Genomic DNA, 24299 nt, shown 5'->3' on the forward strand with positions numbered 1-24299 from the left:
GCATGCGTCTTCTTTACTCCCTGGTATGGGGCCTGTCCCTGCCGTTTGCCCTGTTCCGCCTCTGGTGGCGAGGCCGCCTTGAACCTGGCTATCGCCAGCATATAGGCGAGCGCCTGGGATTTTACCCAGCCACTGCGAGTGTGCCAACGATCTGGGTGCACGCCGTCTCTGCAGGGGAAACCCGTGCAGCAGAACCGCTGATACGTGCCCTGCTGGCACGCTGCCCTGAACACCGTATCCTGCTGACGCACATGACAGCCACCGGGCGTGAGACGGGCGGCAAGCTGTTTGCCGATGTGGGGCCAAGGCTGCAACAGGCGTTTTTGCCGTATGACATCAACTGGATGATCATACGCTTCCTGCAGCATTTTTCGCCGCAACTGTGCATCTTGATAGAGACAGAAGTCTGGCCCAACCTGATTGCCCAGTGTGAGGCCAAGTCCATACCGGTAACACTGGTGAATGCCCGCCTGTCTGAAAAATCCTTGCGCAAGGCGCAGCGCCTGGCATCGCTGATACTGCCTGCTGCCCGCGCCATCAGCAGCGTGGCAGCACAGTCGAATCCTGATGCCTTGCGCCTGCATGAGCTGGGCATAGAGCAACCGGGTGTGACCGGCAATATGAAGTTTGACGTGACACCGCCGCCATTGATGGGTGAGCGCGGTGCAGCCCTGCGCCGCAGCTTTGGCGAGCGGCAGGTGATACTGTGCGCCAGCACCCGCGATGGCGAAGAAGAACTGATACTGCAAGCCTTTGTTGAGCAGGTGCCTTTGCTGCAAACCAACCCGCTGCTGATCATCACACCACGCCATCCGCAACGCTTTGATCATGTGGCCGGCCTGCTGGATTCACATGGTATTAAATACCTGCGCCGATCCAGCCTGAACCATGAAGAGATCGCCCCTATAGGTGAAGACATACAGGTCATACTCGGTGACAGCATGGGCGAGATGTATATGTACTATGCGGCCTGCGATATCGCCTTTGTCGGTGGCAGCCTGGTACCACTCGGTGGCCATAACCTGATTGAAGCCTGTGCCATGGGCAAGCCTGTACTGACAGGTACGCATACATTCAATTTTTCTGAGATCACTGACCAGGCGATTGCCAGCGGTGCGGCCTTCCGTGTTGATGGTGCGCTGAGCCTGTTCCAGCAGGCTCATGCTCTGCTGGCAGACAAGCCAACATGCCAGCGCATGGGTGAAGCAGCCTACACTTTCTTTTTGCAGCATCAGGGCGCAACTGCACGTACCATGCTGATGCTGGAAAAATATCTATGATGCGATACTGCCGACAGGGCTGACATTGTCGAGTATCTGCAGGGCCGCTTCAAAGTCAAATACTTGCAGTGAACGCACGAACTCTTCAGCCTGCGCCCCCAATACCTGGTGCATGCTGAGCTGGTGAGTGTTGAAATAATCGAGTGCTTCACTGTCTGAGTCTTCGAGATACTGGCGCAAGGTCGTGAACAAACCTGCGATTTCTGCTGCATCAGTAGTATTTCGGCCTCGACCTGTCTGCTCTGCCTCCTTCCCCTGCATCGCGGCTTTACTCGCCTGATCTTGCAAGGCCTGTTTGAGCGCATTGATAAGCTCCGCACTGGCCGCACTGAATTTTTTTAACAGCGCCTCATTCTCTTCGGAATTCTCTATGGCCAGCTCCAGCTCGGTGGATACTGCAGCCAGGTCATTTGCACCGATATTGCCAGCCGCACCGCGCATGGTATGGGCTTCGCGCTCAGCCGTGCCACGGTCACCCCGCTCCAATGCCTGCGTGATCTTGTCAGGCGCACTTGCAGCACTCTCAACAAAGATTTGCAGCAGGCGCAAGTAGAGGTCGAGATTCTGGCTGCAACGGCGCAAGGCGGGGGCGACATCGACACCGGGTATGCTCAGGTCGTGGACAGGAGCTTCAGTCCTGGCCGGCTCCGCCTTCATGGCTGGTGTGGCTGCTGTAGTGGATACAGCGGGTGCGGCACCAACAGCCGCTGCCGTCACGGCTGGTGCTGAGTCTTCAGTCTGATAACCTGGCATGCGCTTGCCACACCAGCGGGAAAGAGTGGCAAAGAAACTGTCGGGGTCTATCGGCTTGGCGATATGGTCATTCATGCCGGTATCAAGGCAGCGTTGCCGCTCTTCATTCATGGCGTGCGCAGTCATGGCAATGATGGGCAAGTCCAGCCATTCGGGATAAGAGCGGATGACGGTAGTGGCAGCATAGCCATCCATCTCCGGCATTTGCAAGTCCATGAGCACGATGTCATACGGATTGCCCTGGTTCAGCTTGTCGATGGCAATACGGCCATTGTCGGCCACATCGACGATCATGCCTGCCTCTGTCATCAATTCGGCAGCGATTTGCTGGTTGACATGATTGTCTTCGACCAGCAGGATGCGCATGCCTTCAAAGCGGCAGTCGCTATGTGTCTCAACTGCAGTGCTGGCAGGCGCCTCACGCGATGTGGCACTGATACGCAGCAGGACCTCCAGCAAACCCGCCATGCCTGTGGGCTTGGACAGATAGGCGAGCGGTGCATAAGTCCTGGCCTGCATGGTGGTTTCATCAAAACTCATGGTGGTCAGCATGATGACCTGGGGTGCTTCCTTGCCCATGCTGGCGGCGATGGCATTCATGGTGGCGGCACCATCCATGTCAGGCATGTGGGCATCAAGTAACAGCAAATCATAGGGGCGACCATGTACCCTGGCTTCGCTCAGCATGTGCAGAGCCAGCTTGCCGCTGTTGGCAGCATTCACTGTCAGGCCGAGTTGCTGGCCGAGCTTTTGCAAATGCATGCGGGCAACGTCATGGTCATCGACGACCAGCAGTTTCAGGCTTTGTACCTGTTCAGGCAAGACGATTTGCGGAGCCGGGGTAGCAAACGCGAACCAGGAAGTGAAATGAAAATTACTGCCCTTGCCTACCTGGCTTTCTACCCAGATAGTGCCACCCATGAGTTCAACCAGGTGCCTGGAGATAGTCAGGCCCAGCCCAGTGCCGCCATATTTACGGGTAGTGGAACTATCCGCCTGGGTAAAGGCCTGGAACAGGTTTTCCTGCTGCTCTTCTGTCATGCCGACGCCAGTATCCTGCACGCTGAATTGCAGTTGCACCTTGTCGATTTCTGCCTGCACCTGCTTGACCAGGATGATGACTGAGCCCTGGTCGGTAAACTTGATGGCATTATTGACCAGGTTGGTAATGATCTGGCCCAAGCGCAAGGGGTCGCCGCGCATGCTGTGCGGGACATGGGTATCGATATCAAATACCAGTTCTATGTCTTTTTCTGCGACCTTGTGGGCAACGATGGTGGCAACATCGTCGATGACATCGGCCAGTACAAATTCGGCAGATTCTATATCGAGCTTGCCTGCTTCTATCTTGGAAAAATCCAAGATGTCATTCACCACGCCGAGCAGCGAAGTACCAGCACTATGTATTTTGTCGATATAGTCGCGCTGCTTCAGGCTCAGGCGGGTTTTCTTGGCCAGGTGCGAGAGACCGATGATGGCATTCATCGGTGTGCGTATTTCATGGCTCATATTCGCCAGGAAATAGGACTTGGCAATGGTAGCCTGTTCGGCCTGTTCCTTGGCTTCGCGCAATTCATCCTTTTGCAGATAGGTTTCGGTTTCATCTATCCAGAAACCATTCCATATCCAGTCACCATTGACACGCTTGGGCGCCACAGTTTGCGAGCGCAACCAGCGTACCTTGCCATCGACCAGGACGCGCTGGTGAAAATTGCTGGAGGTGCGGTTATCAACGGCCCGGTTCAGGCTGGCCTCGGCAGTTTCACGGTCTTCTGCCAGCGTCGTGCGCCAGCGCGCGTCCTTGTCGGCCAGCAAGTCTGCTGCTGGCACACCCATGACGTTTTTCACATTCTCGCTGACATAGGCATATTCTCTTTGCCCATCCGGCCTCTCACGGTATTGATAAACCGAGAGTGGCAGGACATCAGTGAGATCTGTCAAACGCTTGCGTTCACGGTCAGCCTCGGCAGTTCTCTGCCTGACCAGTTCTTCGAGCTGGCTTTGCTGGTAAGAGAAACGGCTGACACGCCAGCGATAGACCAGGAAGATCAGACCCAGCAGGATAAGGCTGGCGATGATCCTGAACCACCACTCCATCCAGAATGGTGGCGTGATGGTGATGAGCAGACTGGCACCTTCTTCACTCCACTCGCCATCCTTGGTGGCGGCACGCGTCCTGAACACATATTCGCCTGCGCCCAGATTGGTATAGTTGGCAGCACGGTGGGCACCGTCTATCTGTACCCAGTCCTGGTCGAAGCCATCGAGCTTGTAGGCATAGCGATAATGCAGGGGATCGGAATAATTCAGTGCGGCAAATTCTATCGATACGACACTGTGCTTGTAAGACAGGGTGATGGATCTGGCATCAGAAATATTGCCGTCCATCTTCACACCTGCAGGCAATTTCCCGCCACGTACGGACTGGTTGAAAATCAAAAAATCAGTAATTGTCGTGACAGGTTTGGCAGTGTTATCGCGTATGGCCCTGGGATAAAACCAGGCCATGCCCTGAAAGCCACCAAAATACAATGCGCCGTCGGCATCGCGGTGGCTGGCCCCTACCGTGAATGTGCCATCGATGAGGCCGTCATCGGCGGAATATTTTTTGATGGTCTTCCTGTCCGGCCCGAGTTTGTACAAACCGCCATCGGTGCTGATCCACAGATTGCCCACCTCATCTTCAGCAAAACCGGCGGTCGCATCATTCCCCAATGCACCACCGTAACGAATAAAACTGATCTTGCCATCCGCGCCCTGCACCATCTGGTTCAGGCCGCTGGCCGTGCCTACCCAGATCACCCCGGCCTTGTCTTCATACACGGCATATACGCGGCTATGGCTCAGGCTATCCGGGTTATCGGGATCGTGGGCATGGTGTTCAAAGCGGCCTGTGCTGCGGTCCAGCCTGTCGAGGCCACCAAAGCTGCCCACCCAGAACTGGTCGCGACGGTCAAACAGGATGGACACTACCCGGCCATGGGCGAGGCTGTCGCTGTCCCTGGGATTGTGCATATAGCGCTTGAACTTGCCGCCCTGCATGAGGTTCAGGCCATCATCGCTACCCACCCATAAATTACCTGCCTTGTCATAGGCCAGCGAGTGCACGATGCTGGAACTGATGCTGTCTGCCTGCTTGGGGTCATTCTGGAAATGCTGCGCACGCGCGGTCACGGTGTCGAACAGGTTCAGGCCATCCTGGGTACCTACCCAGAGCTTGCCCTCGGGTGCCAGCTTCAAAGCCCTGATCTTGCTATTACTGAGGCTGTTTGCCACGCTGTCGAGGTGATGATAGGTGCGTATCTGGCCACTGGCCTTGTCGAGACGGTTCAGACCGTCGCCCGTGCCTATCCAGACTACTCCGTCCTTGCTGGTGATGGCTGAGACTGTATTATTGCTGAGCGTCCTGGGTTCACCCGGCAAATGCAGCAGGCGCTCGAAGCCACCACTGGCAAGATTGGTGCGGCTGGCACCACCAAGCCAGGTACCAACCCACAAAGTGCCGGTTCGGTCTTGCAACAGCCGCGTGACGCGGTTGTCAGCCAGACTGTGCCTGTCACTCGCATGATGGCGGTAGGACGAGAATTTGTTGTCAGCAGGGCTCCAGCGTTTGAGGCCATCATCGGTACCTGCCCAGATCACGCCATCACGGTCTTCCAGCAAAGAAGTGACAGGGCCAGGATCAAGACCTTCAGCCTGCCCAAAGCGGCGTCTTTGCTGATGGTCACGGGACCACAGCTCCAGCCCTGCCGAGGTGGCTATCCACAGGTTACCCTGTTTATCGCTGAGCAGGGCCTGTACATTATTGTGGCGCGGGTCTGGTCTGGCATCGCTGTCCAGGCGAAAATTCTCGAAGGCGGTCTTGCCCCTGTACATGACGCTGAGACCGGCATTGCTGCCTGCCCACAGGTTGCCATCCTTATCCAGGTTCAGTGCACTGACCTGGTCACTGGCGATGCTGGCGGCATCCTTGTCGTCATGACGCAGGATCTGGAAACGTGCAGTATCCGGGTCAAAATGCGCGAGGCCATCACCTGTTGCCAGCCACAGGCCTGAGCTGCTGTCACTGATGATGGCCTGTATCTGGTTGCCACCAGAGCTGCGGATATCGGCGAGGTTGCGCTTATACCTGACCATGGTCTCGGTTGCCATGTCATAACGGTGCAGGCCGCCATTGCGCGTGCCCACCCATATCCTGCCCTTGTCATCCTGATGCAGGGCCCAGACCCAGTTATCGGTGAGGCTGTCTGTACGGCTGGGGTCATGGCGGAAAAATACCACCTTGGCACCGTCATAGCGATGCAGCCCCCCTGGGTGCCAAACCACATATAGCCCTGGCGGTCTTGCAGCATGGATTGCACGGATTCATGCTGGAAACCCTGGTCACGCCCAACCTGCTCAAAACGCAGGCTTTGCACACTGACCGCATGAGCAGGCTGGCAAAACAAAAGGAAAACCAGGCACAGCAAGCAGGTGCAGGCGAACAGGAACTGAGGGAAAGTATATCGCCTAGCCAAACTGCCCTGCCTCATTATGTGCCCTCTGTTTTTATTGAATTTCTTGGATCAAATTTTGTTCAAGTATATGTTATACAGTCATCAAGAAATCACTGTTAACCCTGAGATTCGCAGAGTTTTTCACAGTTTGTAGGGAATTCGCTAAAAAGCGGCAAGTTTGGCTAGACTTACTGACATCAGAGCCCTGTCCGGACGCAAGTGGAAACAAAAAACTATGCACGCAGATATCAAAAATACATATCTGCCTGGCAAACCGGATGAGGAATTTTTTTAACGATAAAAATCTGTTCATGTCATACAGACATGGTTGCCGGAAAGATAAAGTCCGGCCCAACTTCCTGCATCTCTATCCAAAAATCCTGTATCGCTACGGCAGTTTTCATTCTGCCGGAAAATCAGTTGTTCCGGCTGAAATTTTTGCTTGGTAATTTTGTTATGTCTTGTCTGCAAGATTATTCTTATCTAGATGCAGCTCAAGAAAAATTGTCGCAGCGGGGTTTATAATGGAAGCCATCAGACATCAGGATGGTTGGCATTGCGATGCCTTAAATTCAATAGGGCAATACTTCGCAATACTTCTTTTAATAAGGGCTACGCCATCCTGCTTCCCATCTAATACCCAGGCAAAAACAGCCTGGCACCCCGCCAGTTTTCTTGAACAGGTGGGGCTTAGGATTCATCTCTGCAACAAGTAACAAAGAAAAACGATCGATATGAACGCAAACGAAAAAATTTTAGGATTGACAGAAATGTCTCCCCAGGAAATCTCCCTCGATGTCTTGCTCGAAAAATATGCCAAAGGCGATGAAGTCACCATCCATGATGTGCAGGCTCGCGTTGCTAAAGCACTCGCCAGTGTAGAACAGCCAGACTTTCAGGCTTACTACGAAGAAAAATTCTTGTGGGCGCAAAAGAATGGTTTTGTACCAGCAGGCCGCATCAATTCTGCCGCTGGCATGGACTTGCACGCCACCCTGATCAACTGTTTCGTACAACCGGTAGGTGATTCTGTTTCCAGCGCCACCGATGGCAAGCCTGGCATTTATACCGCTTTGGCAGATGCCGCAGAAACCATGCGTCGCGGTGGTGGTGTTGGCTATGATTTTTCTACCATACGTCCCAAGGATGCATTGGTGCGCGGCACCCGTTCACGCGCCTCCGGCCCGGTGTCTTTCATGCAGGTCTTCAATGCATCCTGCTCGACAGTAGAATCTGCCGGCGCGCGTCGTGGTGCGCAGATGGGCGTCTTGCGTGGCGACCATCCTGACATCCTGGAATTTATACGCTCCAAGGACCAGGGTGGTTTGACGAATTTCAATATCTCCATCGGTGTTACCGATGAATTCATGGAAGCAGTGGCAAAAGACGCAGACTTTTGTCTGGTACATAAAGCGGAACCTGGCGAAGACAAAAAAGAAGCCGGTGCCTACCAGCGTGAAGATGGTCTGTGGGTCTATCAAACCGTACGCGCACGTGATCTGTGGGATGAGGTCATGAAATCGACCTACGATCATGCAGAACCAGGCATCCTGTTTTTGTCGCGCATGAATGCAGAGAATAATCTCTACTATTGCGAAAAAATCGAAGCCACCAATCCCTGCGCAGAACAACCGCTACCTGACTATGGTTGCTGCTGCCTGGGTTCCATCAACCTGACACGCTTCATCAAAGGTGCATTCACTGACGCTGCCGAATTTGATTTCACTGCCTTTGAGGCGGTAGTGACTGTAGCGACACGCATGCTCGACAATGTACTGGATGCTACTGCCTGGCCTCTGCCTCAGCAAAAAGCCGAGGCCATGTCCAAGCGCCGCGTCGGCCTGGGCTTCCTGGGTCTCGGTAGCAGCCTGGTCATGCTGGGACAGCGTTATGACTCCGATGCTGGCCGTGCTTTCGCACAAAAAGTATCGGAAGTCATGCGCGATGCAGCCTATCTGGCATCGGCAGAACTGGCGAAAGAAAAAGGCCAGTTCCCATTATTTGACAGCACAAAATACCTGTCTGGCGCATTCGCCAAACGTCTGCCAAAAAACGTGCGCAATGCGATTTCCAAACATGGTTTGCGCAATTCGCACCTGCTGTCCATCGCCCCTACCGGCACCATCACCCTGGCCTTTGCTGACAATGCATCGAATGGTATAGAACCGGCATTCTCCTGGGTGTATAACCGCAAGAAACGCATGGCTGCGGGTGACCCAAAAATCTATGAAGTGGCTGACCATGCATGGCGCTTGTACCGCCACCTGGGCAATGATGTATCTGACGACAGCAAGCTGCCCAAGCAGTTTGTCACCGCTCTCAATATGTCCGCCAGCGACCACATGAAGATGTTGCAGGTCGTGCAGCCTTACATTGATTCTGCGATTTCCAAAACCGTCAACGTACCGGCAGATTATCCTTACGAAGACTTCCAGAACCTGTACATGGATGCCTGGCGCGCTGGCCTCAAGGGCCTGGCAACTTACCGCCCAAATAGCATCCTGGGCAGCGTCCTGTCGGTCTCTACTGAGCCAGCACCGGAAGTCAAGCATATTCCTGATGATGACCTGCTGCGCAAACAATTCGATGGCCGTCCATTTGGCGACCTCGAATCTGTCACTTCCAAAGTGCAGTACATGACGTATGAAGGCAAAAAGACGGTCTATCTGACAGTCAGCTTCATCCATATAGATGGCATGGTCGGCGGCGAGCGCGTGACAATAGAGCGCCCATTTGAATTCTTCATGCCTGCGGGACAAAAGAACGATGGCCAGCAATGGATATCAGCCAGCATGCGCTTGCTGTCGATGGCAGCGCGCTCAGGTGGCTCCATCGCCAAGGCACTGGCAGACATGCGTGAAGTGGTGTGGGACAAGGGGACGGTACGCTGTGGCATGATCACCAAGGATGATGGCTCACAGGCACCGCTGTTCCATGAATCCGAAGTCGCCGCCATAGGCTACTCACTGCAACGCATACTGATGAAACGTGGCTTCCTTGACGCCGCTGGCAACCAGATCCCTATCACCGTACTGGCAGAAAAGTTCAAACAAAGAAGCCATCACTACGGCATGGATGACCTGGCCTATGAAGGTGAAAATGCAGCACCGATCAGCTATATCCCCACTGGCAAAAAATGCCCGGATTGCGGCGCACATGCACTGCAAAAAATAGATGGCTGCAGCCGTTGCGTTTCTTGCGGTTATGTCGGGGCTTGCGGTTAACTTGCAGACTAAATATTGGTGGCAACTTGTGGCTTACAGCATAAGGTACAACTAATTTTTTATGCTTAAATAAACAATGCCAGTGAAATTCACTGGCATTGTTTTTAGTACCTCTTAAACCAAAAAAATGCGGCTAGTTCGAGATTGTGAATTCCGCAGATTGATGTTACGGCACAACTGAAAATCCTGTTTCACTATCAAAGTGCAGTGGTGTTTTGACTGTGTTAGAAAATAAGGTCCCTCCCCACATCTGTCCCCCACCTATCAGAACACACGAATCTTCTTTATTGGCTCTGCCTAGATAACTTTTGAAATCAAGTGCACCGATACCCTGAATATGCTGAATAATTGGATCAGCTTTAATTGGTATATGAATCTTGTATCGGTTCGCGCTGTGTCCAGTACCACTAACGGAAGATGCTGCAGAGTTCGCTCCTGAATCCATGAACACGCCACCGCCCCATAATCCATAAGCGGACTCTGACTCAGAGCATGGAATTAACGAGAAATACAAATGGTGGGTAAATTCAGAAGCCAATTTAGGAATATCGTCTTCAGATTCAATATATAGAACGTAGTATGGGCCAATGCCGTCATCCTTTTCGGGTAAGTTCGGATATTCATGAACTTGACCACTCTCCGGTATCTTGTCTGTAGTCGAAAGCCCAGCCATCGAAATGGTGACACGCTTTGTACAACTACAGAGAGCTAAGAGAGTGATGATAATGACTCCCCATTGGGATACACGCAGAATTTTCATATTTGTCTCGATATACTAATACTAATATTTTCATGCATCATGCGATTAACATTGATGCATACCCATCAATGCTCCACGATGAACCGTCGGCTTGCCTCTTGAATTTCTTCATCGCTCTCCCTCCTGAAAACCAAGACGAAAATTAACACTACTCATCGAGAATCAGCAGCACTTTTTTCACGCGCTTTGATTAAGCATCCGTCTCTCAGACGATGCATGCACTTCCGTTTTTCTTAATAATTCAATAATGCAATTTACCAAAGCTTTCATACTCTCAGGAAAGTAATTTGCAAGACGCTATTTAGACATCTTCATGCACTGTATTTTTTAATCCAATTTTTTCAAATCTTGACAATTCAAGAGTCGTCGCCCTCATTGCTGATGATATTCTAAAAATCTGCTGGCAGACCTCCGGGCGTCAGAGTTGCCGGTATTGATAGGTTTTACAGATGGGGACCGATGTTTAAGCGTTTTACTTTTCTCACCTTTTTTCTTTACAGTCTTTGCCTGGGTGTAGCCTGCGCAGCGCCGAAATGCCCGTCAGAGACTATCAAAGTCGATCTGCTGGAACTTGGCATTTTCTTTAAATCTGAACGCGGGATAGCGGCGGGGAATGGCATAGACCGGGATCTTGTTGACGAACTCAGCAAGCGCAGCGGCTGCAAATTCGAGGCCAAGGTACAAGCGCGTGCCCGCACCTGGGTAGAGCTAAAGGCAGGCCGCAAGGACATGACGATGGCAGCACTGAGCTCCCCAGAGCGCGAAGAGTATCTCTGGTCTTTTCCTTATGTGCGCATGCATCACATCGTCTTGCTTGGTCCGGCTACCCCCTCTTCTATCAATACCCTGGAAGAATTCCAGGGAGCCAGCACACTCAAATTCGGCGTCATACGTGGCTTCAGGCATAGTGCATTCTATGACCCATTAATCGCTGCATGGACACAGGCCGACCGTGTAAAGGTCTATGTCGATGAGGCACATTTGATCAATGCCTTGATACAGGGCGAAATCGCCGCTGCCACCTCCTACCCCGGTGTTTTCCAGTTCTATATCGATACCAAGACTGCACCCACAACGGTCAGAGTCCTGGATTGGGACAAGGACAATCTGCAGGCCATTGGCAATATCAGCTTCAGCAAAGCTCGTTTCAGTCAGGCTGAAGCGCAGGAATGGGGACTGCTGATTAAAGCCATGCAGCACGACGGCACTTTGCTGAAAATCTACCGCAAATATGTAGGTCCTGCGGAAGCGCAAAATATGCTGCCTTGAGAATTTACGTCCATGGGCAACGAGACTGATCAGCTCTTATCGGTGCAAGACTTGTTGACTTGCCCCGCCATGAAAATGAATACAGGTTTCGCGCCTGGCATTTTACAGTGCTGTTCATGTCGCTGGTCAGGCTGCTCTACTTCAATTCAACGACTTGATTTATACAAGCTCTACGTCGGGAAAGTATGACGGATTATTGCATGACGCATTTTTCTGAAAAGTATTTGTTGATCCCGCAATTTAAATAATCGAGCCAGTAAGTATCAGTATTGCACTCTTAAACCTCACCATTTTTAAAACAGCGCTGTGCTATTGCAAGTTACTTGCTGGTTCGCGGGGGGCAGGGAACTGCACGGATAAATGCGATAAACCCCCGGCATCATCACTATGCCGCAGACCAATGCTGCGCTGAATGCTCCAGATAGCAGAATGGCTGCCGTACAGCAGCCATTCTGAGAGTGCAAGACGTGCAATATTACAGTCTGTTAGTGATGCGCCCCATGTCCACCTGTGGATGCACCACCATTACCATCCGGCAGCACGACCTTGACGTTTTGCATCATGCCCTGGTCTTCGTGATCGAGGATATGGCAATGCAATACGTACTCACCGATATAGCGCTGATAACGGGTACGGGTCTTGACGGTGTAGCCTGGCGTCGCCATGATGGTGTCTTTCCATACTCCCTGCATACCGGCATATTGCCCTATCGTCGGTGCTGTCGTATCTTTGAGTGCACTGACATCGACACCGTTTTTATCGGTGATGCTGATAATCTGATAGGGATTGACGTGGATATGGAAAGGGTGCTGTATCGGTGCTTCACCGGTGTCGGTCGGGTTGTAAGAATTGATATGCCATTCCTGTACCTGACCCAAGATCAGGGTCTGATGAACTTCTGACGGTACATAGGGTGCACCATTGACGTCAAAGGCAATTTTGCCGCCGCGCTGATCAATGCCCAGTACCAGATCGACCGGTTTTTGTGGGTCGGTGAGTTCGGATTCAGGGATGGCTTTATGCGGCACGAATTTCGTCAGTTTCAAGCCATCTTTCAAATCCCTGATGATGGTATCGCGCACACTTCTTGACAACAGACCGGCGGCACGTACCAGTTCTTTGGTGACGAATTGCGTTTGATCACCGCTGGTCTTATTGCCTATCGCATGGATCACCGTGATCACCTTCGCATTATTCGGCTCGGCAGAAACAAAGTCAGGCGCGCCGGAATCGCTATAGACGCAATAATCACCTTTTTCTGGAAGGCTGAACAGGATGTCGCTGCGATAGCCCGGTTGCAAGGTATTGGTCACCTTGGCGAAAGCGCTGGGGCGGGTCAGGCCATCGGTTGCGACTTCAAACTGCAATACGTCTATGCCGTTGCAGGCATTTTTAACCTCGGCTTGCAGTGTCTCTGGTGTATTGGCGGTGGGTGTCAGCTTGCTGATGTCGTTGATTTTGCGGATACGTAAAACGATGGACTCACGTACACCTGCATCTATCAAGCGCCAGCGATACAGTTTGCCTGCTTCCATCACCAAAGGTTTGGCAGGATTACGTGCGAAACCGTTGATCAGGGTATTACGGCCAGACTTGGTCCAGGCAGTGGGGGCGAATTGCGCCTTAAAGTCTTGCACTATGCCTATGTCTCCCTTTTTACATAGCCAGGTACCATCAGGGTTGGTCTGTATGACGTCTATTTCTTTGCCAGGGTTCTTGGGGTCAGGTCCCTTGATGAAGCAGGCATAGGGAATCTGCTGCATGAGCATCACTTCGCCATAGCTGCCCGCAGCAGGCTTGAAGGGATTGAGCAAGGTGTCGAGATCACCATTGCTGAGTATGGTAGGCTGCCTGTCGCCCTTGACGATCAGCGCACCTGCCATGCCGCTACCTACCTGTATAGCGGTTGAGCCATGCACATGCGGGTGATACCAGAAAGTGCCAGCCGGGTGATCCCCCGGCACGTTGTATTCGTATTCGAAATTGACCTTGGGCTTGATCGCCAGCAGCACATTGTCGCTATTGCCCGATGGTGAAATCCACAGGCCATGTGAATGCAGATTGGTGGTGTTGTAGCAATGCGGAGTATTGACATTGTCTTTCGCGACCAGCTCGCAACCCGGTTCCTTGTCGAGGCGGTTACTGAGGTCAAAGCGCACGGTCTGCCCTGGTTTCATGACTACCGTAGGTGCAACAAAGTCGGGGCGCAGCAGATTGGGTACACCAGAAACATTGCGGCCATACGAACGCAGGGACACCTGGTCATACTCGCCTGTAGAAGGATTGTAGATAAACCCCGGTGTCATCTGTATGGGCAGGAAATAACGGATTTCACGGCCCGATCTTTCCACCATCTTGCGCTGCTCACCACTCAGCAGATTGGCTGCGGGCTTGATCAGGTCTGCCGCTACATCGCGGTCATCGATCTGGCTGGCAAGCGGCGGTGCTGGTGGCGTCTCTTTGATTTTGGCCTCTTGTGCCAGAACCGCATGACAGAACATGCTGGCCCCGGTCACGGTGGCGACACCAGCCAGGCGGCGCATTTGCTTTAATTGTGTGTGCATAAGATGATCTCAAATCGGAGTGAGGAGGATGAGGAAGATATCAACGGTATTTACTTGCCATTTCAGTTTATAAAATTGACATGTATCTTGCAACAAAGTTAAGCAATCGCTAGCACAATTTTGTTGTTTTTTCGACAAATCTTTCAATTACTTGCAATTGAAACACTCATCGTGAGCGCGCCGCCCTGCGCGGCCTGCATGGTTTGCTCCGGTCTGGCTATTCAAAAGAACTAGTTCTTCCAGATATGCCTCCCCTCCTTTTGCATGGAAAACAGCAACCGTCAGACGAATTTCTTAATACCCCTACTCTTTGTAAGCTGATAGCACCTATAAAAGTAAAAGGAGCTGTCATGGCCAGTCAGGGCAAAGCGTATGCGGTGCTGGGTTCCAGCACGCTGGCGTTCACTGTATGTTTCACCATCTGGATGATGTTTGGTGTGATCGGGATACCCATCAAGACCGCCCTGCATCTGAATGAAACCGAATTTGGTTTGCTGACAGCCATGCCGGTGCTGACCGGTTCGCTGATACGCGTACCACTGGGCATCTGGACAGACCGTTTTGGCGGTCGCATCGTCCTGTTTCTGCTAATGCTATTCACAGTAATACCTATTTATCTGATCAGCTATGCCACGGCTTACTGGCATTTCCTGGTGCTGGGCTTGTTCGTTGGGCTGGCAGGTGGTTCTTTTTCTGTTGGCACTCCTTACGTTGCACGCTGGTTCAAGAAGGACAGGCAAGGCCTGGCCATGGGCATCTTTGGCGCTGGCAACTCGGGGGCGGCTGTGAATAAATTCATTGCTCCCGCCCTGATCGCTGCCGCGGGCTGGACCCTGGTACCCAAGGTGTATGCAGGCTTGATGCTGGCTGCAGCCCTGATCTTCTGGGTGTTCTCTGCCACTGATCCCAGCCATAACGTCAAATCCAATATCAGCTTCCTGGCCCAGCTCAAGATGCTGAAAGACCCGAAAGTCTGGCGCTATTGCCAGTATTACTCCGTCGTGTTTGGTGGCTATGTGGGTCTGAGCCTGTGGATGGTCAAGTATTACGTGACTGAGTATGGTTTCGACATCAAGAGCGCCGCCCTGCTGGCTGCCTGCTTCTCTTTGCCTGGCGGCGTCCTGCGCGCCTTTGGCGGCTGGCTGTCCGATAAATTTGGTGCCTATAAAGTGACCTGGTGGGTCATGTGGGTGTGCTGGGTCGCCTTCTTTTTGCTGTCTTATCCGCAAACTGATTTTACGATCAAGACCATCAACGGCATGCAGACCTTCCATATCGGCCTGACACCAATGCTGTTCACGACCATCCTGTTTGTCGTGGGCATTGCGATGGCTGTTGGCAAGGCATCTGTCTTCAAATTCATCTCGGATGACTACAGCAGCAATATCGGTGCCGTATCCGGCGTGGTTGGCCTGGCTGGCGGTCTGGGTGGTTTCATCCTGCCTGTGCTGTTTGGTGCGATTGTCGATGTGACAGGAGTACGCAGCTCGTGCTTCATGCTCTTGTACGGCACGGTCTGTGTGTCCCTGGTATGGATGCACTTCCAGTTCCGCAGAGAGGGCATGCTGGCGGCACAGGCAGCCATGCCAGCCTGACATCTGTGAGCATTTTTTGATTACAAGTTATTTGAAAACCAGGAGCATATGATGAGTCATGTATTAAACCGCTGGGAGCCAGAAAATATTGAATTCTGGCGCAAGGAAGGCAGCTCGATTGCCAACAGAAATTTATGGATATCCATCCCCAGCCTGATGCTGGCATTTGCGGTCTGGATGCTGTGGAGCGTGGTGGCAGCCAATCTCGACAAGGCGGGATTTCATTTCAGCAAAGACCAGTTGTTTTTCCTGACAGCCTTGCCCGCGCTGTCTGGTGCGACCTTGCGGATATTCTATTCTTTCCTGGTCCCCGTATTTGGTGGCCGCAAATGGACAGCGATTTCCACCGCAAGTTTGCTGATCCCCGCCATTGGCATGGGCTTTGCCTTGCAAGACCCGACGACCAGTTATTCGACCTTGCTGATATTGGCCTTGCTGTGCGGCTTTGGTGGCGGCAATTTCAGTTCCAGCATGGCGAATATCAGTTTCTTTTTCCCTAAATCACGCAAGGGTTATGCGACTGGCATGAATGCGGGCATAGGCAATCTGGGTGTCTCTGTCGTACAGTTTGTGACACCGTTCGTAATTTCTTCCGCCATGTTTGGCGCAGCCGTCTCTGGCGAAGGTTTCCTGTTCCATAATGCCAAGACAGGCGCAGACCACATGTACTGGCTGGCGAATGCCGGGTTTATCTGGGTACCATTCATCGTCGTGGCAACCCTGATGGCCTGGTTTGGCATGAATGATATTGCCTCTGCCAAGGCGTCTTTCGCCGACCAGGCGGTGATCTTCAAGCGCAAGCATAACTGGCTGATGTGCTGGCTCTACATTGGCACCTTTGGTTCTTTCATAGGTTTTTCGGCTGGCTTTGCTATGCTGATCAAGGCGCAGTTCCCGGAAATTGATGTGGCAAAATTTGCCTTCCTCGGCCCCTTGGCTGGTGCGCTGGCAAGGCCGGTAGGCGGCATGATCTCGGACAAGATAGGCGGCGCGAGGTTGACCTTCTGGGTATTTGCTGCCATGACCATCACTATACTGGTGGGTATCTTGCCCGCTTTGCATGATCACCAGTTCATGATCTTCCTGGTGTCTTTCATAGGCATGTTCATTTTGACAGGTCTGGGTAATGGCTCTACGTTTTGCATGATCCCCATCATCTTCCAGACTGAACGTGAGCGCGCCGCCAAAGGCAAGGGCGAAGCTGCACTGAAGCAGGCCAGGCTGGATGCGGCCAAGGAATCTGCCGCTGTACTGGGTTTCTCCGGTGCGATAGGTGCTTATGGCGGTTTCTTCATCCCCCAAAGTTTTGGCACCTCCATCAAGATGACAGGTGCACCTGATATGGCCTTGTATGTGTTCATCGCCTTCTACATTTCTTGCATGGCCATCACCTGGTGGTATTACTCACGCAAGGGTGCAGAGATGCCTTGCTAGTTTTTTAATTGACAGAAATACCCTGAAACCAGCCTGTGTACCTACAGGCTGTTTTTTTTCGCGGAGTCGCCCTAGTTCTAAAGGACTAGATGACCTAGTGCGAATGCGCAACTTATTACACCGCACCGAAGAATGGGCGTAAGGCCTCTCCTTCCCTACACTTCCAGCATGCATTAAAGAAAATGTGGGTACATCCCCCACCTGATAAGGAGTTTACGATGAGTCATTTTCTGGATAGATTGAAGTTCATGTCGCGGGTGAGGTCTACCTTCTCCGATGGTCATGGTGCAGTGGTCGAAGAAGACCGTAAATGGGAAAATGCCTATCGCAGCCGCTGGCAGCATGACAAGATCGTGCGCTCTACGCATGGTGTCAATTGCACAGGTTCCTGCTCGTGGAAGGTATATGTCAAGAATGGCCTGATCACCTGGGAAACCCAGCAAACTGACTATCCACGCACCCGCCCTGACCTGCCGAATCATGAACCACGCGGCTGCCCGCGTGGTGCGTCTTACAGCTGGTATGTGTATTCCGCCCAGCGCGTCAAATACCCGATGATACGTGGCCGCCTCATGGAGATGTGGCAAGAAGCCCGCAAGACCATGGGGCCGATAGAAGCCTGGGAGAGCATCAGCCAGAATCCGGAAAAAGCCAAACGCTATAAATCCATACGTGGCCTTGGTGGTTTTGTGCGTGCTGACTGGGATACGGCGCAGGAAATCATCGCTGCATCGAATGCCTACACCATCAAGAAATTTGGCCCTGACCGCGTAGTGGGTTTCTCACCTATCCCGGCCATGTCCATGGTGTCCTATGCTGCCGGTTCACGCTACCTGAGCCTGATAGGCGGTGTGCCACTGTCTTTCTATGACTGGTATTGCGACCTGCCACCAGCCAGCCCACAAATCTGGGGCGAGCAGACTGACGTGCCTGAATCTGCCGACTGGTATAACTCGACCTACCTCATGGTGTGGGGATCGAACGTGCCGCAAACCCGCACGCCGGATGCCCACTTCTATACCGAGGTGCGCTACAAGGGCACCAAGACGGTAGCCGTCTCATCTGACTTTGGCGAGATGGTCAAGTTTGGCGATATCTGGATGGCACCGAAACAGGGTACCGACGCCGCACTCGCCATGGCGATGGGCCATGTGATATTGAAGGAATTCCATCTCGGTAACAAGTCAGACTACTTCCGCAGTTATGTCAAACAATATACCGACATGCCCATGCTGGTGCGTCTGGTCGAGCGTAATGGCAGCTATGTACCAGACCATATGCTGCGTGCTTCACAATTACCTGGCAACCTGGATGAAGCCAATAACCCGGAATGGAAAACCCTGGCCATTGATGAAATCACGGGTGAGATCGTGTCGCCGAATGGCTCAATAGGCTATCGCTGGGGTGAAGGTAAATTCGACGATGGTGCGAAAGTCGGCCGCTGGAACCTGGAAGCCAAAGACGGTAATACTGGCCGCGCAATTGATCCGCAACTGAGTCTGGTCGGCAAACATGATGAAGTAGTCACGGTAGGTTTCAATTACTTCGGTGGTACCGACGCAAACGATATGTTGCTGCGCCACTTGCCAGCAAAACGTGTGACTCTGGCCGATGGCAGTACTGCGCTGGTGGCGACTGTGTATGACTTGTCGATGGCGAATTATGGCGTTGACCAGGGTCTGGGCGGTGCGGTTGCCAGCTCGTATGACGATGATGTTCCCTACACACCAGCCTGGCAGGAAAAACACACCAGCGTCAAGCGTGAACTGGTCATACAGGTCGCTCGCGAATTTGCCCAAAATGCCCATGATACACAAGGCAAGAGCATGGTCATTGTCGGTGCGGCCCTGAATCACTGGTACCACAACGACATGATTTATCGCGGCATCATCAATATGCTGATGATGTGCGGTTGCATAGGTAAATCCGGCGGTGGCTGGGCGCACTATGTAGGACAGGAAAAACTGCGTCCACAGTTTGGCTGGGCACCGCTGGCCTTTGCCAGTGACTGGGTACGCCCTGCCCGTCAGATGAATGGCACCAGCTTCTTCTATGCCCACACCAGCCAGTGGCGTCATGAAAAACTGGCGATGGATGAGATACTCGCGCCGACTGCCGACAAGTCCAAAATCAGCCATATGAGCATGATAGATATGAATGCCAAGTCCGAGCGCCTGGGTTGGCTACCATCTGCACCGCAACTGGAAACCAATCCGCTCGACATCTGTGATTCTGCAGAAAAAGCAGGCCTGACACCGCAAGACTATCTGAAGAACAGCCTGAAGTCTGGTACGGTCAACATGAGTTGTGATGACCCGGATAATCCCAAAAACTTCCCGCGCAATATGTTTGTCTGGCGCTCGAATATCCTCGGCAGTTCAGGCAAGGGCCATGAATACTTCCTCAAGTACTTGCTGGGCACACAAAATGCCTTGTTTGATGATCCTGACGAAGCAGTCAAACCGTCTGAAGTCAAATACCGTCCGGTGGCGGCAGAAGGCAAGCTGGACTTGCTGGTCGTGCTCGACTTCCGCATGAGTACCACTTGCCTGTATGGCGATATCGTCTTGCCGACAGCGACCTGGTATGAAAAGGATGACCTCAATACCTCTGACATGCATCCCTTCATCCACCCATTGAGTGAAGCAGTACAACCGCTGTGGGAGAGCAAAACGGACTGGGAAATCTATAAAGGCATCGCCAAGAAATTTACTGAAATTGGCGGTGACTATCTGGGTACCCGCAAGGACATCGTCCTGCAACCTTTGATGCACGACACACCGGGTGAACTTGGTCAGGCTTTTGAGCCCAAGGACTGGAAAAAAGGTGAATGTGACCTGATACCTGGCAAGACTGCACCTAACTTCTTTGTCGTCGAACGCAACTACAAGGATATCTACAAGAAGTTTACTTCGATAGGACCTTTGCTCGACAAACTGGGCAATGGCGGTAAGGGCATCAACTGGAATACCGAGCATGAAGTCAAGGAAATCGGTGGCATTACCAAAGTCGTGACTGAAGAAGGTATTAGCAAGGGTCGCCCGCGCCTGGAAAGCGCGATTGATGCCTGCGAAATGATATTGACCTTCGCACCGGAAACCAATGGCCATGTTTCCGTCAAGGCATGGGAAGCGCTGGGCAAGATCACTGGCCGCGACCATACTCATCTGGCTGTCGGTCGCGAGCATGACAAGATACGCTTCCGCGATGTGCAGGCACAGCCACGCAAGATCATTTCGGCACCAACCTGGTCTGGCCTGGAATCTGAAGAAGTCAGCTACAACGCTGGTTACACCAATGTGCATGAATACATACCATGGCGCACGCTGACTGGTCGCCAGCAGTTCTACCAGGACCATCGTTGGATGCTGGATTTTGGTGAAGGCCTGTGTGTGTATAAACCGGCGATAGATACCAAGACCGTGGCACCGATGCTGAACAGATCGCCGAATGGTGAAAAAGAGATCGTCCTCAACTTCATCACACCGCATCAGAAATGGGGCATCCATTCCACCTACTCAGACAATCTGCGCATGCTGACCCTGAGCCGTGGTGGCCCGCATGTATGGGTATCTGAAGTCGAGGCGAAAGAGGCAGGTCTGGTCGACAACGACTGGGTTGAAGTCTTTAACAGTAACGGCACACTGACCGCCCGTGTCGTTGTCAGCCAGCGTGTGCCCAAAGGCATGTGCCTGATGTATCACGCCCAGGAAAAGATCGTCAATACACCGGGCGCAGAACTCAGTGGCAAGCGCGGTGGTATCCATAACTCGGTCACCCGTGCTGTCCTGAAACCTACCCACATGATAGGCGGCTATGCACAACTTGCTTATGGTTTCAATTATTACGGCACCGTAGGCAGTAACAGGGATGAGTTCATCGTCTTGAGAAAAATGAAGAAAGTAGATTGGCTGGAAGGCAAACTGGAAGAGGAGTCAGCATCATGAGAATACGCGCACAAGTCGGCATGGTGCTGAACCTGGATAAATGTATAGGCTGCCATACCTGCTCGGTCACTTGCAAAAACGTCTGGACCAGCCGTGATGGCGTTGAGTATGCCTGGTTCAATAACGTGGAAACCAAGCCTGGCATAGGTTATCCGAAAGAATGGGAAAACCAGCAAAAATGGAAAGGCGGTTGGCACCGCAATGAGGCTGGCAAGCTGGAACCCAGACAGGGTGGCAAGCTGCGCATACTCGCCAATATCTTCGCCAATCCCAACTTGCCAGCGATTGATGATTATTACGAGCCATTCACCTTTGACTATGAGCACCTGAAGAATGCACCATTGATGCAGACGCCACCGACAGCACGCCCCATATCCGTGCTGACAGGCAAGAAGATGGACAAGATAGTCTGGGGCCCGAACTGGGAAGATGATCTTGGTGGTGAATTCAGCGCACGCAGCAAGGATGCCTTGTTTGAAGGTGTGCAAAAAGAGATGTACAGCACCTTTGAATCCACCTTCATGATGTATTTGCCAAGGCTGTGTGAGCATTGCCTGAATCCAGCCTGCGTTGCATCCTGCCCTTCAGGTTCGATATACAAGCGTGAAGACGATGGCATCGTGCTGGTCGACCAGGATAAATGCCGTGGCTGGCGCATGTGTATTTCTGGCTGCCCCTACAAAAAGATTTATTACAACTGGAGTTCGGGCAAGGCCGAGAAATGCACCTTCTGCTATCCACGCATAGAGGCTGGCCAACCTACGGTCTGCTCAGAAACCTGCGTAGGCCGCATACGCTATCTCGGTGTCTTGCTGTATGACGCCGACAAGATAGAAGCCGCAGCCTCAGTGCCGGATGAAAAGGATTTGTATGAGGCGCAGCTAGGCTGCTTCCTCGATCCGCATGATCCGGCAGTGATCGCCGAAGCGCGCAAGCATGGCATACCTGAGAGCTGGATAGAATCTGCACAAAAGTCGCCCGTTTATAAAATGGCGATGGAGTGGAAGATAGCCTTCCCTCTGCACCCTGAATACCGCACCCTGCCCATGGTCTGGTATGTACCGCCACTGTCACCGATACAAAAGGCTGCAGAGGCAGGCCACATGGGCATGAATGGCATTATTCCTGACGTCAAGTCCCTGCGCATACCTGTGCGTTACCTGGCTAACCTGCTGACTGCAGGCAAGGAAGAACCCATCACCAGCGCACTCGAACGCATGCTGGCCATGCGTGCCTACAAGCGTTCTGAAACTGTATATGGCGAGCTTGATCATGCGGTATTGAAACAGGTTGGCCTGAATGCGGCGCAAGTCGAGGACATGTACCAGACGCTGGCGATCGCCAATTACGAAGACCGCTTTGTGATCCCATCTTCACACAAGGAAATGGTGGAAGACAGCTTCAATGAAAAAGGTAGTTGCGGTTTCACCTTTGGTAATGGTTGCTCAGGCGGCACTTCGGACGGTGCCCTGTTTGGCAAGAAACCACAAGGCAGTGTGATCTTTGTCGATATGCCCAAGTCACGCAAGAAAATATCGACTGTTGAGTAACAACAGGTGCGCATGTTATGCGCACCTGAAAAAAACAATAAAGACACCATAAAGGAAATCGTATGCAAATTTATCGCATCCTGTCGGCACTGATGAGCTATCCACAAGCTGATCTGATCGCCGCCCTGCCTGAGATTGAGCAGGCGCTGCAAGACGAGCCTGTGTTTCTCGATGCCTTGCAAGCCACCCTGGACTATCTGCGTTCTGACAGCCTGATCGCTCTGCAAGAAAACTATGTGGCAACGTTTGACCGCACCCATTCTTTATCGTTGCACCTGTTTGAACATATCCATGGCGAAAGCCGTGACCGTGGGCAGGCCATGGTCGATTTGCTCGAAGAATACCGTACCCATGGCTTTGAGCCAGAGGCGAGTGAATTGCCGGACTTTGTTCCCTTGTTCCTGGAATTTCTGAGCCTCATGGATGAAAGCACGTCAGAAAAATTGCTGGGTGAAGCCATCCATGTACTGGCAGCCATAGGTATGCGCCTGCAACGCAAGGACAGCCCTTATGCCAATCTGTTCCTGATACTGACGACCCTGACCGATGTCGTACCGCATGAACAGGGTGAGCCGCCAGTGCGTGACATGGATGATGCAATGGAAACCTTTGGCCCGGGTGCCGACGGTGTAGAACCACTGCTCAAACCCAATCTGTCGGGTACACATCCCCTCAATTTTTATCCCAGGCAGCCCGGGCACGGTGCTGCTGCCGCCCAATCAACAGGGAGACCATCATGACTTATCTGCACCAATTCATTTACGGGATTTATCCCTATATCGCACTGGCGATTTTCCTGTTCGGCAGCCTGGCGCGTTTTGAACGTGAGCAATATACCTGGAAGAGTGATTCTTCACAGATGCTGCATGCCGGTAATCTGCGGCTAGGCAATATCCTGTTCCACGTAGGGATACTGGGCCTGTTCTTTGGTCATCTGGTGGGTTTGCTGACGCCTGTCATCGTCTGGGATACCTTGGGTATCAGCCACAGCTTCAAGCAAATGATTGCCATGGTCGCCGGTGGCGTCTTTGGCAGCCTGTGCATGCTGGGCTTGCTGATTTTGTTGCACCGTCGTTTTACTGACGCACGTATTTCTGCCGTCACCAAGGCGGGCGACAAGGTCTTGCTGTTATGGATCTTCGTCACGCTGGGTCTGGGCTTGTCGACGATATTTGAATCTGCCCATCACAGCGATGGCCACATGATGGTCTTGCTGATGACCTGGGCCCAGCACATCGTCACTTTCAAGGGAGATGCTGCAGAATTTATCATCGCTGCTCCCTTGCTGTTCAAGCTGCACCTGTTCATGGGGCTGAGTCTGTTCGTAATCTTCCCATTCACCCGTCTGGTACATGTCTGGAGTGGTTTTGCTTCATTAACTTATATCAGCCGTGCATGGCAGCTGGTCAGGCCACGCTGATCGCCCC

The 24299-nt window shown here is 52.5% G+C and carries 13 protein-coding genes; 10 read left to right on the forward strand and 3 right to left on the reverse strand.

Annotated features, from left to right (window positions below; all coding sequences use genetic code 11):
• Window positions 1-2 precede the first annotated feature (2 nt).
• A complete protein-coding gene (waaA, locus tag UNDYM_RS23120; RefSeq protein ID WP_162043218.1) occupies window positions 3-1280 on the forward strand; it encodes a lipid IV(A) 3-deoxy-D-manno-octulosonic acid transferase in 1278 nt (425 codons plus the stop codon).
• On the opposite strand, the gene UNDYM_RS23125 is transcribed toward waaA, so the two are convergent.
• Window positions 1275-6359, reverse strand: coding sequence for a two-component regulator propeller domain-containing protein (locus UNDYM_RS23125; protein WP_232063571.1), 5085 nt, complete (start codon window positions 6357-6359; stop codon window positions 1275-1277). The genes waaA and UNDYM_RS23125 overlap by 6 nt on opposite strands.
• A gap of 41 nt (window positions 6360-6400) precedes the next feature.
• Between UNDYM_RS23125 and UNDYM_RS30270 the strand changes: the two genes are divergently transcribed.
• Window positions 6401-6649 carry a hypothetical protein gene (locus UNDYM_RS30270; protein ID WP_174244912.1) on the forward strand — a complete coding sequence of 83 codons (249 nt, stop codon included), beginning with the start codon at window positions 6401-6403 and terminating at the stop codon, window positions 6647-6649.
• Between the two features lie 614 nt (window positions 6650-7263).
• On the forward strand, window positions 7264-9753 hold the full coding sequence (locus UNDYM_RS23135; protein WP_162043221.1) for an adenosylcobalamin-dependent ribonucleoside-diphosphate reductase: 2490 nt from the start codon (window positions 7264-7266) through the stop codon (window positions 9751-9753).
• A gap of 166 nt (window positions 9754-9919) precedes the next feature.
• Here UNDYM_RS23135 and UNDYM_RS23140 read toward each other — a convergent pair whose 3' ends face one another.
• A complete protein-coding gene (locus UNDYM_RS23140; protein ID WP_162043222.1) occupies window positions 9920-10513 on the reverse strand; it encodes a hypothetical protein in 594 nt (197 codons plus the stop codon).
• A gap of 459 nt (window positions 10514-10972) precedes the next feature.
• Between UNDYM_RS23140 and UNDYM_RS23145 the strand changes: the two genes are divergently transcribed.
• The gene (locus UNDYM_RS23145; protein WP_162043223.1) at window positions 10973-11782 is read left to right on the forward strand and encodes an ABC transporter substrate-binding protein; all 810 of its coding nucleotides are present in this window, start codon (window positions 10973-10975) and stop codon (window positions 11780-11782) included.
• 485 nt (window positions 11783-12267) lie between these two features.
• On the opposite strand, the gene UNDYM_RS23150 is transcribed toward UNDYM_RS23145, so the two are convergent.
• Complete coding sequence (locus tag UNDYM_RS23150) at window positions 12268-14346, reverse strand: multicopper oxidase family protein (protein ID WP_162043224.1); 2079 nt, start codon at window positions 14344-14346, stop codon at window positions 12268-12270.
• Window positions 14347-14696: 350 nt separating this feature from the next.
• Between UNDYM_RS23150 and UNDYM_RS23155 the strand changes: the two genes are divergently transcribed.
• The 6 genes from UNDYM_RS23155 (at window position 14697) to narI (ending at window position 24292) form a co-directional block, all read left to right on the forward strand.
• Window positions 14697-15941 carry a nitrate/nitrite transporter gene (locus UNDYM_RS23155; RefSeq protein ID WP_162043225.1) on the forward strand — a complete coding sequence of 415 codons (1245 nt, stop codon included), beginning with the start codon at window positions 14697-14699 and terminating at the stop codon, window positions 15939-15941.
• Between the two features lie 48 nt (window positions 15942-15989).
• Window positions 15990-17375, forward strand: coding sequence for a NarK family nitrate/nitrite MFS transporter (locus tag UNDYM_RS23160; RefSeq protein WP_174244963.1), 1386 nt, complete (start codon window positions 15990-15992; stop codon window positions 17373-17375).
• 218 nt (window positions 17376-17593) lie between these two features.
• Window positions 17594-21322: a nitrate reductase subunit alpha gene (locus UNDYM_RS23165; protein ID WP_162043227.1), complete on the forward strand. Its 3729-nt coding sequence runs from the start codon at window positions 17594-17596 to the stop codon at window positions 21320-21322.
• Complete coding sequence (narH, locus tag UNDYM_RS23170) at window positions 21319-22872, forward strand: nitrate reductase subunit beta (RefSeq protein ID WP_162043228.1); 1554 nt, start codon at window positions 21319-21321, stop codon at window positions 22870-22872. Before UNDYM_RS23165 ends, narH begins: the two co-directional genes overlap by 4 nt.
• Before the next feature lie 62 nt (window positions 22873-22934).
• Window positions 22935-23612 (forward strand): nitrate reductase molybdenum cofactor assembly chaperone, encoded by a 678-nt coding sequence (gene narJ, locus UNDYM_RS23175; RefSeq protein ID WP_162043229.1) that lies wholly within the window; start codon window positions 22935-22937, stop codon window positions 23610-23612.
• Window positions 23609-24292 carry a respiratory nitrate reductase subunit gamma gene (gene narI / locus UNDYM_RS23180; protein WP_162043230.1) on the forward strand — a complete coding sequence of 228 codons (684 nt, stop codon included), beginning with the start codon at window positions 23609-23611 and terminating at the stop codon, window positions 24290-24292. The genes narJ and narI overlap by 4 nt, the downstream gene beginning before the upstream one ends.
• Window positions 24293-24299 lie beyond the last annotated feature (7 nt).

Source organism: Undibacterium sp. YM2, assembly GCF_009937975.1.
Taxonomy (GTDB): Bacteria; Pseudomonadota; Gammaproteobacteria; order Burkholderiales; family Burkholderiaceae_D; genus Undibacterium.

What these genes read in the sequence shown, in the direction of transcription:
- waaA (WP_162043218.1), top strand. Translation starts at nt 3, where the DNA reads ATGCGTCTTCTTTACTCCCTGGTATGGGGCCTGTCCCTGCCGTTTGCC.
- UNDYM_RS30270 (WP_174244912.1), top strand. Translation starts at nt 6,401, where the DNA reads ATGCTGGAAACCCTGGTCACGCCCAACCTGCTCAAAACGCAGGCTTTG.
- UNDYM_RS23135 (WP_162043221.1), top strand. Translation starts at nt 7,264, where the DNA reads ATGAACGCAAACGAAAAAATTTTAGGATTGACAGAAATGTCTCCCCAG.
- UNDYM_RS23140 (WP_162043222.1), bottom strand. Translation starts at nt 10,513, where the DNA reads ATGAAAATTCTGCGTGTATCCCAATGGGGAGTCATTATCATCACTCTC.
- UNDYM_RS23145 (WP_162043223.1), top strand. Translation starts at nt 10,973, where the DNA reads ATGTTTAAGCGTTTTACTTTTCTCACCTTTTTTCTTTACAGTCTTTGC.
- UNDYM_RS23150 (WP_162043224.1), bottom strand. Translation starts at nt 14,346, where the DNA reads ATGCACACACAATTAAAGCAAATGCGCCGCCTGGCTGGTGTCGCCACC.
- UNDYM_RS23155 (WP_162043225.1), top strand. Translation starts at nt 14,697, where the DNA reads ATGGCCAGTCAGGGCAAAGCGTATGCGGTGCTGGGTTCCAGCACGCTG.
- UNDYM_RS23160 (WP_174244963.1), top strand. Translation starts at nt 15,990, where the DNA reads ATGATGAGTCATGTATTAAACCGCTGGGAGCCAGAAAATATTGAATTC.
- UNDYM_RS23165 (WP_162043227.1), top strand. Translation starts at nt 17,594, where the DNA reads ATGAGTCATTTTCTGGATAGATTGAAGTTCATGTCGCGGGTGAGGTCT.
- narH (WP_162043228.1), top strand. Translation starts at nt 21,319, where the DNA reads ATGAGAATACGCGCACAAGTCGGCATGGTGCTGAACCTGGATAAATGT.
- narJ (WP_162043229.1), top strand. Translation starts at nt 22,935, where the DNA reads ATGCAAATTTATCGCATCCTGTCGGCACTGATGAGCTATCCACAAGCT.
- narI (WP_162043230.1), top strand. Translation starts at nt 23,609, where the DNA reads ATGACTTATCTGCACCAATTCATTTACGGGATTTATCCCTATATCGCA.